General features: G+C 64.6%; 14 protein-coding genes. 8 read left to right on the top strand and 6 right to left on the bottom strand.

Annotated features, from left to right (window positions below; genetic code table 11):
- Positions 1-1,673, bottom strand: a 1,673-nt coding sequence (locus tag C5689_RS12605; protein ID WP_108917619.1) for a pseudouridine synthase, incomplete at its 3' end; no start/stop codon positions are given.
- 185 nt (positions 1,674-1,858) lie between these two features.
- On the opposite strand from C5689_RS12605, the gene C5689_RS12600 reads away from it, so the two are divergent.
- From C5689_RS12600 to C5689_RS12585, 4 genes are all read left to right on the top strand, one after another.
- On the top strand, positions 1,859-3,160 hold the full coding sequence (locus tag C5689_RS12600; RefSeq protein ID WP_108917618.1) for a UDP-N-acetylglucosamine 1-carboxyvinyltransferase: 1,302 nt from the start codon (positions 1,859-1,861) through the stop codon (positions 3,158-3,160).
- Between the two features lie 73 nt (positions 3,161-3,233).
- Complete coding sequence (locus tag C5689_RS12595; protein WP_108917617.1) at positions 3,234-3,992, top strand: DUF5131 family protein; 759 nt, start codon at positions 3,234-3,236, stop codon at positions 3,990-3,992.
- A 17-nt stretch (positions 3,993-4,009) separates the two neighbouring features.
- Complete coding sequence (tcmP, locus tag C5689_RS12590; RefSeq protein WP_108917616.1) at positions 4,010-5,152, top strand: three-Cys-motif partner protein TcmP; 1,143 nt, start codon at positions 4,010-4,012, stop codon at positions 5,150-5,152.
- Positions 5,153-5,166: 14 nt separating this feature from the next.
- A complete protein-coding gene (locus tag C5689_RS12585) occupies positions 5,167-5,607 on the top strand; it encodes a nucleoside deaminase (RefSeq protein WP_108917627.1) in 441 nt (146 codons plus the stop codon).
- Here C5689_RS12585 and C5689_RS12580 read toward each other — a convergent pair.
- Complete coding sequence (locus tag C5689_RS12580; protein ID WP_108917615.1) at positions 5,592-6,449, bottom strand: patatin-like phospholipase family protein; 858 nt, start codon at positions 6,447-6,449, stop codon at positions 5,592-5,594. The genes C5689_RS12585 and C5689_RS12580 overlap by 16 nt on opposite strands.
- Positions 6,446-7,330 (bottom strand): alpha/beta fold hydrolase, encoded by an 885-nt coding sequence (locus tag C5689_RS12575; RefSeq protein ID WP_108917614.1) that lies wholly within the window; start codon positions 7,328-7,330, stop codon positions 6,446-6,448. Before C5689_RS12575 ends, C5689_RS12580 begins: the two co-directional genes overlap by 4 nt.
- A gap of 301 nt (positions 7,331-7,631) precedes the next feature.
- Here C5689_RS12575 and C5689_RS12570 point away from each other — a divergent pair, with 301 nt between their 5' ends.
- Together C5689_RS12570 and bfr are read left to right on the top strand one after the other, a co-directional pair.
- Positions 7,632-7,868, top strand: a complete 237-nt coding sequence (locus tag C5689_RS12570; protein ID WP_108917613.1) for a (2Fe-2S)-binding protein — start codon at positions 7,632-7,634, stop codon at positions 7,866-7,868.
- Positions 7,869-7,904: 36 nt separating this feature from the next.
- Entirely contained in the window at positions 7,905-8,381 is a 477-nt protein-coding gene (gene bfr, locus C5689_RS12565) for a bacterioferritin (RefSeq protein ID WP_108917612.1), read from the top strand.
- Between the two features lie 8 nt (positions 8,382-8,389).
- Here bfr and C5689_RS12560 read toward each other — a convergent pair whose 3' ends face one another.
- Both C5689_RS12560 and C5689_RS12555 read right to left on the bottom strand, forming a co-directional pair.
- Positions 8,390-9,640 carry an MFS transporter gene (locus tag C5689_RS12560; protein ID WP_108917611.1) on the bottom strand — a complete coding sequence of 417 codons (1,251 nt, stop codon included), beginning with the start codon at positions 9,638-9,640 and terminating at the stop codon, positions 8,390-8,392.
- A 4-nt stretch (positions 9,641-9,644) separates the two neighbouring features.
- A complete protein-coding gene (locus C5689_RS12555) occupies positions 9,645-10,262 on the bottom strand; it encodes a helix-turn-helix domain-containing protein (RefSeq protein WP_108917610.1) in 618 nt (205 codons plus the stop codon).
- Positions 10,263-10,427: 165 nt separating this feature from the next.
- Here C5689_RS12555 and C5689_RS12550 point away from each other — a divergent pair, with 165 nt between their 5' ends.
- Positions 10,428-11,273 carry a UDP-2,3-diacylglucosamine diphosphatase gene (locus C5689_RS12550; protein WP_108917609.1) on the top strand — a complete coding sequence of 282 codons (846 nt, stop codon included), beginning with the start codon at positions 10,428-10,430 and terminating at the stop codon, positions 11,271-11,273.
- Complete coding sequence (locus C5689_RS12545) at positions 11,273-12,364, top strand: glycosyltransferase family 4 protein (RefSeq protein ID WP_108917608.1); 1,092 nt, start codon at positions 11,273-11,275, stop codon at positions 12,362-12,364. The genes C5689_RS12550 and C5689_RS12545 overlap by 1 nt, the downstream gene beginning before the upstream one ends.
- On the opposite strand, the gene C5689_RS12540 is transcribed toward C5689_RS12545, so the two are convergent.
- Entirely contained in the window at positions 12,314-13,201 is an 888-nt protein-coding gene (locus C5689_RS12540; protein WP_108917607.1) for a hypothetical protein, read from the bottom strand. The genes C5689_RS12545 and C5689_RS12540 overlap by 51 nt on opposite strands.
- Position 13,202 lies beyond the last annotated feature (1 nt).

The following is a 13,202-nucleotide window of genomic DNA, read 5'->3' as shown; positions in this document are numbered from 1 at the left end:
CGACCCTCGCCCTCACGACGCGGCGCGCGCTCGCGGCGCGGCCCATCGCCGGCGCCGAAGCTCGAGCCGCGACGCTCACCGCGATCGAAACGCTCCGTCCGCTCGCCCGACGCAGCGCGCGCCGGCATTCCTTCACGCCGGGGCGGGCGACCCTCGCCCTCACGACGCGGCGCGCGCTCGCGGCGCGGCCCATCGCCGGCGCCGAAGCTCGAGCCGCGACGCTCACCGCGATCGAAACGCTCCGTCCGCTCGCCCGACGCAGCGCGCGCCGGCATTCCTTCACGCCGGGGCGGGCGACCCTCGCCCTCGCGACGCGGCGCGCGTTCACGGCGCGGCCCGTCGCCAGCGCCAAAGCTCGAGCCGCGACGCTCGCCGCGATCGAAACGCTCGGTCCGCTCGCCGGCGCGCGGACGCGCAGCACCTCCCTCGCGACGCGGCGGACGTCCTTCGCCCTCGCGCCGAGGGGCACGCTCGCCCCGCTCGAATCGCTCCTTGCGCTCTCCGGCGACGCGCGCGGGTCTCTCCTCCCCCTCGGCCCTCTCGGCGCGGAAGCGGCGAGCGTTGCGCGTCGTCGCCGGCTCCTCGGCGCGGCGCACGGGCACGATCTTCTCCACCGGCACGGCGCGGCCTTTGCGGTCGCTGGTGGCGGCGCGCTCTATGCGGGCGCGCGGGCCTTTGCCGCGCGCTTCCTCACGCTCGGCGCGCAAGGTCGTCACATGCTTGCGCGTGCGCGTCTTGGCGCGCTGGCGCGCCTCCTCGGCGGCGATATGCGGCGGCTCGTCCGAGTCGCGGCGGGACGACGAAAAATCAACGCCGGCGAGCTCGGCCAAGCCCTTGCCGAGTTGCTCGCGCAAGGTCTTCAGCCGCACCTCCTCGACGACGCCCTCCTCCAGCTCGCCGAGCTGAAATGGGCCGAAGGAGATGCGAATCAGCCGATTGACGTCGAGCCCCAAATGCTCGAGCACGCGCTTGATCTCGCGATTCTTGCCCTCGCGCAGCGCCATGCTGATCCAGACATTGGCGCCCTGCACGCGATCGAGCTTGGCGTCGATCGGCGCGTAATCGACATCGTCGACGGTGACGCCCTTCTTCAATTCGTCCAATCGCGCCTGGTCGATCTCGCCATGGGCGCGCACGCGATAGCGGCGCGTCCAGCCCGTCGCCGGAAGCTCGAGCGTGCGCGCGAGACCGCCGTCATTGGTCAGCAGCAGCAGGCCTTCCGTGTTGATGTCGAGCCGCCCGACACTGACGAGGCGCGGCAGATCGGGAAAGCGCTCCTCTAGGAAGCCGAAGACGGTCTCGCGCCCTTCCGGGTCCTTGGCGCTGGTGACGAGGCCGGCCGGCTTGTGGAACAGAAACAAGCGCGTCGGCTCACGCTCGGCGAGCGGCTGGCCGTCCACCTCTATGCGGTCGCCCTCCTGCACATTGAAGGCGGGGCTGTCCAGCACGCGGCCATTGACGGAGACGCGCCCTTCCGTGACCCAAATCTCGGCGTCGCGGCGCGAGCAAGCGCCGGCGCGCGCCATGACCTTGGCGATGCGCTCGCCCTCGAAGGCGCTGGCTACGGCGTCGGGCTCGGCCGATGCCGGTTTCTTGGCCGGGATGCGGCGACGCGGCGGCTGGTCGCCGCCGTCCTTACGGCGGGCGGGTCTTTCTGGCTTTTTGTCGGTCATCGCGCCCTGATAGCAGGTCGCGGGGCCAAAGAGAAAGGCGCGACGGCCGCTTTTTCACTCGTCATTCGCCATGAATCCGAGTTATGGCCTCGAATCCCCGTAGGGAGTCGGCCGGAGCCCCGCGAAAGGCGGCCGGCCTCCCCTATTTCGGTTGTCGAGGGGCAATAGAAAGGTGTGGAGGCGGCATGGCTCATCTGATCGTGCATGGCGGACGTCCGCTCAGCGGCAGGATCATCCCTTCCGCGAATAAGAACGCCGTGCTGCCCATTCTCTGCGCCACGCTGCTGACCAGAGAGCCGCTGCGCATTCATGGCGTGCCGGAGATCACGGACGTCAAGAAGATCCTCGAATTGTTCCGCACGCTCGGCAGCGACGTGCGGATGGATTTTGTGACCGGCCTGCTCGAGCTGCGCCATGAGGACACGCGTTTCGATCCGTCGATCCATCGCCTGCCGGCGGAGATGCGCTCCTCGATCATGCTGGCCCCGCCGCTGCTGGCGCGCTTCGGCGTCGCCCGCATAGAGGACGATGTGAAGGGCTGCACGCTCGGCGCGCGCGAGATCGACCCGCATATAGAGGTGCTGAAATCCTTCGGCGCGACGATCGAGCGCAGCGACGATTCGCTCGTCATCCGCTCCGACGGCCCCTTGCGCGCGACTCGGCACTGGCTCGACTACGCCTCCGTCACCACCACCGAGAATTTCGTGCTGTGCGCGGCGCTGGCGAGCGGCCAGTCCAAGCTCAACAACGCCGCCTCCGAGCCGCATGTGCAGGAGTTCTGCGCCTTCATGCAGACGCTCGGCGCGCGCATCTCCGGAATCGGCACCTCGCAGCTCACCATAGATGGGGTCGATTCGCTCTCCGGCGGCGAGTTCCATCTGACGGAAGACTTCCACGAGGTCGCGACCTTTCTGGCGTTGGGCGCGATCACCGGCGGCGGCGTCGAGGTGAAGAATAGCGCGCCGGATCAGTTTCCGCTGATCGACCGCACCTTCGCGAAATTCGGCGTGCATGTCGTGCATGAGGACGGCTGGTCGAAGACCAAGGCCAATGGCCCGCTGAAAGTGGCCGAGCCCTTCACCCGCAATGTGCTGCAGAAGGTGGAGGCGGCGCCCTGGCCCTATCTGCCGGTCGATCTGCTGCCCATCTTCATCGCGCTCGGCGTCAAGGCCGAAGGCAGCGTGATGTTCTGGAACAAGGTCTATGACGGCGCGCTGGGCTGGACCGGCGAGCTCTCCAAATTCGGCGCGCATGTGTTTTTGTCGGACCCGCATCGGCTCATCGCCTTCGGCGGCAAGCCGCTAGTCCCGGCGCAGGTGGAGAGCCCCTATATCATCCGCGTCGCCATCGCTCTGTTGATGCTGGCGGCGAGCATAGAGGGGCGCTCGATGATCCATAACGCGACGCCGATCAAGCGCGCGCATCCGCGCTTCGTCGAGAATTTGCGAATGCTCGGCGCGGAGGTGGAATGGACCGGCGGGGATTGAGGGCCGTAAAACTTCACACTTGATTAACCATGTCGAGCTACGCTATGTTCGTCTTATGTTCTGAGCAGGACGCATGGCGCGCGAAACGGCAATCGAATGGACCGATGCGACGTGGAACCCGGTGACAGGCTGCACGAAAATCAGCCCTGGCTGCGAAAACTGCTACGCGGAGCGATTCTCGGAACGGTTTCGTGGGGTGGCGGGGCATCCTTTCGAGACCGGCTTTGACTTACAACTTCGGCCCAACCGACTAAGGCAACCGCTCGAGTGGCGTCGCGCGAAAATGGTTTTCGTGAATTCGATGAGCGACCTCTTTCACAAGGAAGTGCCTCTCGAGTTCATCGACCGTGTCTTCGATACGATGGAAGCCGCAAGCTGGCACAGCTTCCAGGTTCTGACTAAGCGCAGTTCACGGATGCGTGATTACGTGAACAATCGTTATCAGACGCAATCCGCTCCATCGCATATATGGCTCGGGGCCTCGGTCGAGGACGCTGCGAAAAAGTCGCGAATTCGACACGTCCAGGGAATGAACGCATCTACGCGTTTTCTGTCCCTCGAGCCTTTGATCGGCCCCATGGGTCATCTCGATCTCACTTCGCTCAATTGGATTATTGTCGGTGGAGAGAGCGGCCCTAGGGCCCGTCCTATTCAGATCGAATGGGCCCGCGAGATTCGGGACCAGTGTATAACGGCCGGCGTCGCTTTTTTCTTCAAGCAATGGGGTGGCGTGAGGCCAAAGGCTGGAGGTCGAATACTCGACGGCCTAGAATGGAACGAAATGCCCTCTATCACTCCAGCCAGGGGCACGCTCCCCGTTGCCGCTGAGTAGCTTTTCGGAATGATCGAATGGATAATTTCTACAGTGGCCGTGAGCAGACACTCGCCAAGCACTTCATTTTGAAAAAATACCTTCAGGCATTGACGTTCAAGCTGCTCGAAGGTGGACGACGTGGTTTGACATACGTTGATGGCTTTTCTGGTCCATGGGAGTCCAAGACCGCAGACTTCTCAGACACTTCATTTATGATCGCCATCAATGTGCTGAAGGTTGCTCACGAGAAATATAAGAACAAGCAGATTCGTTGTTTTTTTGTCGAAGAAAACCGAGAGTCCTATAAACAACTCGAGTCGGCTGTGCGTGCTTATCACTCCCCCGAGCAGGGATTTCATGTCGCAACGTTCAACGGCAAATTTGAAGACGCGATTCCGCAAATCGAGGCATTTGTAGGCAGCTCTTTCGCCTTGACCTTCATCGACCCGACAGGCTGGACCGGTTATCCGCTTCCCAAAATCGCCTCTCTTTTACGTCGCGAGGGCGAGGTGTTGGTCAACTTCATGTTCGACCACGTAAACCGGTTTGCGGGATGGGACGACCCAGCGAATCTCGCCACATTCGACCCAATCTTGGGCGGACCAGATTGGAAAGACCGGCTCGATCCATCACTTCCTAGAGGACGGGCGGTCGAAAAGCTATTTTGCGGAGTAATTAGGAGTGAAGGTGGTTTCAAGCATGTGTTGTCGACTCATGTTTCCAAAGCAGTTGCAGACAGACCGCATTTCTCGATCGTTTACGGCACCAGAAGCCCAAAAGGGCTGACGACTTTCCGTAATGTCGAATACGATGTCTTGCGCGGTCATGAAAAGCGTGTATCCGAGCGCCGCCACGAGATTAAGGAAGCCCAGAGCGGGCAGGCGTCTCTCTTCGCGGCTAGCGAACTTCCCGAACCCAACTCGTTCGAAGCGATCGTCACGGAAAACAAAGAGAATGCGCGGGCGTGGATTATTCGCTACCTCCAAGAGCATCAACGACCAATCCAATTCGGAAAACTATGGGAATTGGTGCTCGAAAGATTCGTGCTGCGGGAAACAAACGTCAAGGACATTTGCGTTGATCTCGCGGCAGAGGGACGCATCAAGGCTCCATGGAAAGCTGAGCGGAGACAGAAGCCAAACGATCGTGACGCGATCGAAATGTTGGACAAGAGGTGAAGGAGGAGCGACATTTGACCGACCCCCTCACCGCCGCCTTCGACGCCGCGCGCGAAGCCTTCGTCGCCAATGAGGTGCCCGTCGGCGCGGCTATAGCGCGCAATGGCGAGATCATCGCGGTTGCCGGCAATCGCACCTTGCGCGACAAGGACCCCACGGCTCATGCGGAGATGCTCGCCATACGCGCCGCCTGCGCGGCGCTCGGGAGCGAGCGGCTCGTCGATTGCGATCTCTATGTCACGCTCGAGCCCTGCGCCATGTGCGCGGCGGCGATCTCCTTCGCGCGCATTCGCCGGCTCTATTATGCCGCGGAAGATCCGAAAGGCGGCGGCGTCGATCATGGCGCGCGCTTCTTCTCGCTGAAGTCCTGCCATCATGTCCCTGAGGTCTATGGCGGCTTGCGCGAGAGCGAGGCGGCCGAATTGCTGCGCGCCTTTTTTCAGGCGCGGCGCTGAAGCGAAAGCCGCGCGGCGGCGCTCTGCAATCCTTCGATCACCTGCGCGCGGCAGGCGTCGCCCGCCTCGAAGATGCGCTTGGCCTTGAAGAGATCGAGCGCGAGATATTGATTGACCGCGGGCGAGATCAGAACGTCGGGCGGGCTCTCCTCGATCATGCGCTCGCTGATCGCGTTCATCATGATCTGGCTGGCGACGACGATCGTCTCGATCGGCGAGGGCGGACGATTGCGCGCCCGCCCGCTCGCGGCGCCGGAGACGTCGACGGCGAGCACGATATCGGCGCGGCCGGCGAGGTGATCGTAAGGCAGCGGATCGACGAGGCCGCCGTCGATCAGATAGCTGTCGCCATAGGCGACCGGCCGCACGAGACCTGGAATCGCCATGGAGCCGCCGACGGCCGGGCGCAGCGGGCCGGAGGAAATGGCGGCCGCGCGGCGCAGGCGAAAATCCGTCGCCACGGCGATGAAGGGAATTTGCAGTTCCTCGAAAGTCTGCGGCATTCCCTGCGGCCAGAAGGAATCGAGAAAACGCTCCGCATCGATGAGCGCCGGATGCGCGAGATCGGAGAAGGTGCGCCCCCGCCGCCGCGTCCGCGAGCGCAGCAGCCGGCGCGCGAGGCGAACGCGATTGCGGAATGTCGCCTCCGCATGGGCGCGCAGCTCCGCGCCGGAAAAGCCCGCGGCGTAAGCGGCGCCGATGATCGCGCCGATCGACGCGCCGGCGATGGCGCAGGGACGCACGCCCAATTGGTCCAGCGTCTCCAGCACGGCGATGTGAGCGAGGCCGCGCGCGCCGCCGCCGCCGAGCGCAACAGCGACGCTGAAGGGAAATTCGCTCACAGAAAAAGGTCGAGCGCGGCGAATGTCGCCTCGGGCGCCTCCTCTGCGAGATAATGACCGCTGTCGATCTCGACCCCGCGAAGATCCTCCGCCCATTCGCGCCATTGCGCGAGCAACGCCTCGCCATGGCCGGAAAAGCTCGCTGCGCCCCATAGCGCCAGAGTGGGGACGACGATCTTCTCGCCGGAGGCGCGATCGGCGAGGTCGAGCTCGCGGTCCACGCCCGCGCCGGCGCGAAAATCCTCGCAAAAGGCGTGAATGCGCGAGGGTTCGTCGAAAGCCGCGCGATAATGGGCGAGCGCGCGCGGATCGAAAGCGTCGAGCGTTCCGCTCTTGGTTCCACTCGCCAGCGCATCGGCGAGAAAGCCTTTCGGATCGAGTCCGATCAATTGCTCGGGCTTTGGCGCCGGCTGCGACAGCAGACGCGCGCGACCGACGCGAAGAAGACCGGCGTCGCCGAGCGATTCCTCGAGCGGGGCTATGTCGAGCAGAGCGAGCTTCTCCAGCCGTCCCGGATGGTCGAGCGCCAGGCGGAAGCCGACGCGCGCGCCGCGATCATGGCCGACGAGCGAGAAGCGTACATGGCCGAGTTGCTCCATCACGACGATGACGTCCTCGCCCTGCGCGCGCTTCGTATAGGCCTCGCCCTTCTCGCTCGCCGGCGCGGAGGACCAGCCATAGCCGCGCAAATCCATGGCGACGACGAAGAAGCGCTCGGCGAGCCGCGGCGCGAGCTTCGCAAAGGCGACATGAGTCTCGCCGAAGCCGTGCAGCAGCAGCAGCGGCGGCCCCGATCCGGCGGAGCGGACGAAAATGGAGCCGGCGGGCGCGTCGATCCATTGCGAAGCGAAGCCGGGAAAAAGGTCTGCGAGATCTGACATCGGATCCTGCCCTTCCGTTCGAGGCGCGAAGATTCGGCGCGAAGATTCGTCTGAAGCCTTTCTTGACGCGAAAGATTTTCAAAAGAGCCGGGCGCGAGCGCGCCCCAGGCCTTGCCGCGTCTTTTATCCACAACAAATAATCTGGCGCGGCCGAATGGCCGTGGCGCGCGATTTGCGAAGTCTCCGTGATCCCCGAGACCGCTGTCGGAAAGCCGACAAAGGCCTCTAGCCAGAACCGGAACGGTACGATAAGCTACTGAAATCACAGCTAGTTTACAACCTTTCCAAACTAGGTGCGGAGATGATCGTCTGCTCTTGCAATGTGCTCTCGGACGGACAAGTCCGCGAAGCTCTCGGGGGAAGATCGGATCGGCCGAGCGTCGGCGCGATTTTCCGGCATATGGGGTGCGAGCCGCGTTGCGGCCGATGCGCGCGCAACATCAGCGCGATCGTCGACCAACATGCGGCGGTTCCGTCCGATCATTGCAGCGGAGCCGGCGAATGCGATAATTGTCGCGCCGACGAATTGGCTGCTTGACCCGGTCCGCTCTGGCCGGGCGGAAGGGGAAACAACATGCGCGGTGACGCGAAGCTCTTGGAATATCTGAACCGCGGCGTCCGCGCCGAGCTGACGGCGATCAATCAATATTGGCTGCATTATCGCATTCTCGACAATTGGGGCTTCAAGGAGCTCGGCAAGAAGTGGCGTCACGAATCCATCGAGGAGATGGAGCACGCCGATAAATTCGTGCACCGCATCCTCTTCCTCGAGGGCTTTCCGAACATGCAGAGCCTCGATCCTCTGCGCATCGGCCAGTCGGTCGAGGAGATCATCCGCCTCGACCTCGCCACGGAAGTCGACGCGCGCGCGCTCTATCTCGAGGCGGCGGCCTATGCGCTGTCGATCAACGATCGCGTCAGCAAGCTGCTGTTCGAAGAGGTCGTCGAGAGCGAGGAGCGTCATATCGACTTCCTGGAGACGCAGCTCGAGCTGATCAAGCAGCTCGGCGTGCAACTCTACTCGCAAAAGCACATGGGCGACCTCTCGTAAGAGAGGGCTCAGGCGCCGCTGCGCTCCGGCTCGGCGTCGGCGCGAGTCTCCAGCGGCTCGGCCTTCGCACGATGACCCGAAGTGATCTGAACGACCCCGGCCGCGAGCAGAAGGCCGACAAAAGCGACCGCGGCCATCGCCAGATAGCCGTGCTCGCCGGCCGCGGAATAGAGCGGGCCCGACGAGAATGTGAGCAGGCTGGTTCCGCCGGCGATCGCCGCCGCGAGCCAAGCCTGCGATTGGGCGAGCCGATCCTTGCCGCCGAGCTCGGCGAGCAGATAGGCCGGGCCGATCTGCACCGCGGCGCATGAGGCGCCATGAAGCGCCTGGGCGAGAAAAATGCCGGTCGGGGGCAGGTCGGCGGCCATCAGCATCCAGCGCACGACCGCGCCTATGCCTCCCGCGACGAGAAAATAAGCCGCGTTCCGCTCGCCGCCGAACCAGCGGCCCGCCATCAGAAACACCACGACCTCGGTCGCCAGCGCCGCCACCCAGGCGAAAGCGATGAAAGTGTCGTCGTGCCCCATCGCCTTCCAATGCAAGGCGCCGAAAGTGTTGACCATGGCGTGCGAGCTCTGGACGAGGGTCGCGGCGGCGATGACCAATGCGACGATCTCGACGCGCTCCATCGGCGCGGCTCTGCGGCGACCGGAGATGAGGGCCGGCCGCGCGAGGCCGATGAGCGAGACGAGGCTGGCGGCGCAGGCCAGAACGGCGACGCCGGTCAGCAGCCAGATGATATCCTCGACCGGCAGGCTGCCGGCCACGGGACCGCTCAGAATGAGAAAAACGAGGATGGCGACGGAGCCCCAGCCTCGCACCCAGGAATAATGCAGCTGCGGCAGGCCGAGATCGCGCCGGCGGCGCGCCTCGCCGAAGGTGACGCCATCGGCGAGCGGCCCCAGCGGCCCCTGCGCCAGCGCGACCATCGCCGCCGCGACGAGCAGCGGAACAAAGCCCGTGGACAGGCCCATCATGGCGAAGGCCGCCGCCATGGCCGCGACGCAGCCGACGAGAAGCGCGCCATGGTCGCCGATGCGGTCGGCGCGATGCGAAGCGACCAGCATGGAGACGATGCGAATGACCGGCTGCACGGCCATCAGAGCGGCGATCTCCAGCGCGTCGAGCCCGCGCGACGACAGCCAAATGGCGAAAAAGGGCAATTGCACGCCGACGATCGCATAGATGGACGCCTGCAGCAGAGACAATTTGGACTCGGCCAGACGATCGGCCGCGTCCGTTCTTTCGAAATTCGTCAATCGCTCACTCCATAGCGGCGGCTTTGAGAATGCAGACCATCGTCGCTTGAGCGGCGCTCGGCCCGAGATTGCGGATCACATGCGGACGGTCGCAGCGGTAGCGCAGCGTCTCGCCCGCCCGCACGATCTCCTTGGCGCCGGCGACCTCCACCTCGAGCTCGCCCTCGCGCAAGGACAGGCTCTCGACCGAGCCGCGCTGATGCGCCTCGGATTCGAGCACTCCCCCCGGATCGGCGGAGAATTCATAGAATTGCAGCCATTCTACGGTCTTGATCCAACCGATTATGGCGAGCCGGCACTTGCCGTCGTCGGAGACGAGAATCGGCGTGTCGGCTCGGCTCGTCTTCTCGAGGAAAGGCTCGTCCTCCGTGGTCTGCAGCACACGCTCGATGGAGACATCGAGAGCCTGGGCGAGGCGCCAGATGGTCGCGAGCGTCGGATTGGTCTCGTTGCGCTCGATCTGGCTGATGATCGATTTGGCGACGCCGGATTGCTGGGAGAGTTCCGACAGCGACAGATTATAGGCCTTGCGCAGACGCTGGACAGTCGCGCCGAGCTGGCCGGACAAAGCCAGAGCTCCCGCCTCCAGAATCTTCTGCTTCTCCCGGCCTTCCACACCCATGACATCCGCTCCTCGTCGATCCGCTCGGCTAGTACTCGAATTCGTTCGAAATATCGAACGGGAAATTCGCCTTCGCCATTCGCGCCTCGGCCGGTGTCATCGTTACGCAACAAGAATCTGGTGGGAAGGAGACGCTGCGGCACAAAAAGAGGCGAGCGCGTCGAAATGACCGCAAACGATTCATTGGCCGATTCGCAGAGCGCCAAGCGCTTCAGGACACTGTTCCTGTCGGATCTCCATCTCGGCACGCGAGGGCTTCAAGCCGAGCTTCTGCTCGACTTTCTGAAGCATCACGACGCCGACACCATCTATCTCGTCGGCGATATCGTCGACGGCTGGCGCTTGAAGGGCGGCTGGTATTGGCCGCAGGCCCACAATGACGTCGTGCAGAAGCTGCTGCGCAAGGCGCGCAAGGGCGCGCGCGTCGTCTATGTGCCCGGCAATCACGACGAATTCGCCCGCGACTACACGGGCATGGAGTTCGGCGGCGTCGAGGTCGCGGACACCGACATTCACGAGACCGCCGACGGCAAGAAAATGCTGGTCATCCACGGCGATCAGTTCGACATCGTCGTGCGGCACGCGCGCTGGCTCGCCTTTCTCGGCGACTGGGCCTATGAGGCCGCGCTCTTCGCCAACACCTGGGCCAATCGTGTGCGCCGCCTGTTCGGCGTCGATTATTGGTCCTTCTCCGCCTGGGCCAAGCTGAAGGTGAAGAACGCCGTGAACTTCATCGGCGATTTCGAGCAGACTCTGGCGGCGGAAGCGGCGCGGCGCGGCGTCGACGGCGTCGTCTGCGGTCATATCCACCACGCGACGATCCGCCACATAGAGGGAATGCTCTATGTGAACACCGGCGATTTCGTCGAGAGCTGCACCGCGATCGCCGAGCATCCGGACGGCCGCTTCGAGATTCTCTATTGGCGCAAGACCGCCAAGGAGCAGGCGGCCGCCGAGGCCGCCGCCGCCCAGCAGCCGCCGGCCCTGCCGCAGGCGAGGGCCGCCGCCTGATGCGGATATTGATCGCGACGGACGCTTGGCGTCCGCAAGTCAACGGCGTCGTGCGTTCCCTGGAGGCGATGGCGAGCGCGGCGAGCGCGCTCGGCGCATCGATCGATTTCCTGACCCCGCAGGATTTCTCCTCCATCCCAATGCCGACCTATCCGGAAATTCAGCTCGCCTTCGCCACTGCCGGGGCGGCGGCGAAACGGCTGGCCCAGGGCTATGATCACGTCCATATCGCCACGGAAGGGCCCGTGGGGCTGGCGACGCGCGCCTGCTGCCTGCGCCAGGGCCGGCGCTTCACGACGAGCTATCACACGCGCTTTCCCGAATATATTCACGCCCGCACGCGCTTTCCTGTCGGCGTGACCTATGCGCTGCTGCGCCGCTTTCACAATAGCGGCGCCGGGACGATGGTCTCGACGCAAACGCTGGCGCAGGAGCTTTCCGCGCGGGGATTCCGCCGGCTGATGCGCTGGTCGCGCGGCGTCGACCATCAGCTCTTTCATCCGGAGAAGGCCGTCGATCTCGGCTTACCGCGGCCGATCTATCTCTATGCCGGCCGGCTCGCCGTGGAGAAGAATATCGAAGCCTTTCTCGCGCTCGATCTTCCCGGCACGAAGCTTCTGGCCGGCGACGGACCAGCCCGCGCCGCGCTCGAGGCGGCCTATCCGCAAGCGCGTTTCCTCGGCGTGCAGACCAGCGCCGAGCTGGCCACGCTCTACGCGAGCTCGGACGTGTTCGTTTTTCCGAGCCGCACCGACACTTTCGGAATGGTGCTGCTGGAGGCCATGGCCTGCGGCTTGCCGGTCGCCGCCTTTCCGGTGGCGGGGCCTCTCGATGTCGTCGGCGCGAGCGGCGCCGGCGTTCTCAGCGAAGATTTGCAGGCGGCCTGCCTCGCGGCGACGGAGATTCCGCGGGCCATTGCACGCGCCCATGCGCTGACCTTCACCTGGGAGGCGAGCGCGCAGCAGTTTCTCGGCAATGTCGCGCTCGCGCATCAAAACGGCGTCGAGGCGGCGGCTCAGGCGGCCGCCGGTAAGTCCTCGTCAGCCAAACAGCCGAAGCTTTTCGTGCAGGGAGAGATGATCGAGCCGTGACAGCGCGACGAGGCGCGGATCGACCGGTCCCGCCGGCTCGGCCCTCGTCGAAGCGCGTATAGGAAGGCCGACCTCGGACGAACCGAATTTGGGCGCATCGAGCTCGAGCGGCGCGGTCTCCTCCGGCAGAATCGCGCGAGCGACCAATTCCTCGAACACGATCTCATTGGACGCCAGCTCGGCGAAGGCGGCAGATTCGGCGATCTCTATCGCCTGCGGCGGCTCCTCGATCTGGACGACGGGCTCGGGCTCGAAGGCGACAGGCTCCGGCTCGGAAGCGACGGCCTCGATCTCGATCGACTCGCCGACGACTGCTTCCGCCTCGAAGGATTCGACCGAGATCGGCTGGGCGTCGATCGGCTCGGGCTCGATGATCTCGGCCTCCGCCAAAGTCTCGAACTCGACGCGCTCCTCGAGGATTTCACGCGGCTCGTCGACGATCTCGATCGCCGCGGCCTCGACGATCGCGCTCGGCGCCTCTTCCGGCTCCGCCGCAGGCGCATCGAGCAATTTGGAAAATTGCTCGACCAGCGCATCGGCCTGCGCGCAGAGCTTCTCCTCGACGCCGCTGGCGCGCAGCGTGCGTGCGAATTCCCGCGCGCGCTCGACGAGGCGACGCGGCAGGCGCCAGTCGGCAACGGCCTCCTGCTCCTCTGCGCGCGCGGCGGCGCGCTCCAGCCGATCCACCGCCAGCACCAGCCGCTCGGTCTCCTCGGCGCGCTGACGACGCGCATATTCGAGCAGGAACCAGCGGCCGCGCACGGTCTCCATCACCGCGGCTTCGATTCTCTCATAGTCTTCGGGATAGAGTCCGGTGGGCGGGGCCGGTAGGTTCATA

The sequence above is a fragment of the Methylosinus sporium genome (assembly GCF_003113265.1).
GTDB classification, from domain to species: domain Bacteria; phylum Pseudomonadota; class Alphaproteobacteria; order Rhizobiales; family Beijerinckiaceae; genus Methylosinus; species Methylosinus sporium.
This window is presented reverse-complemented; position numbering and strand designations above follow the sequence as displayed.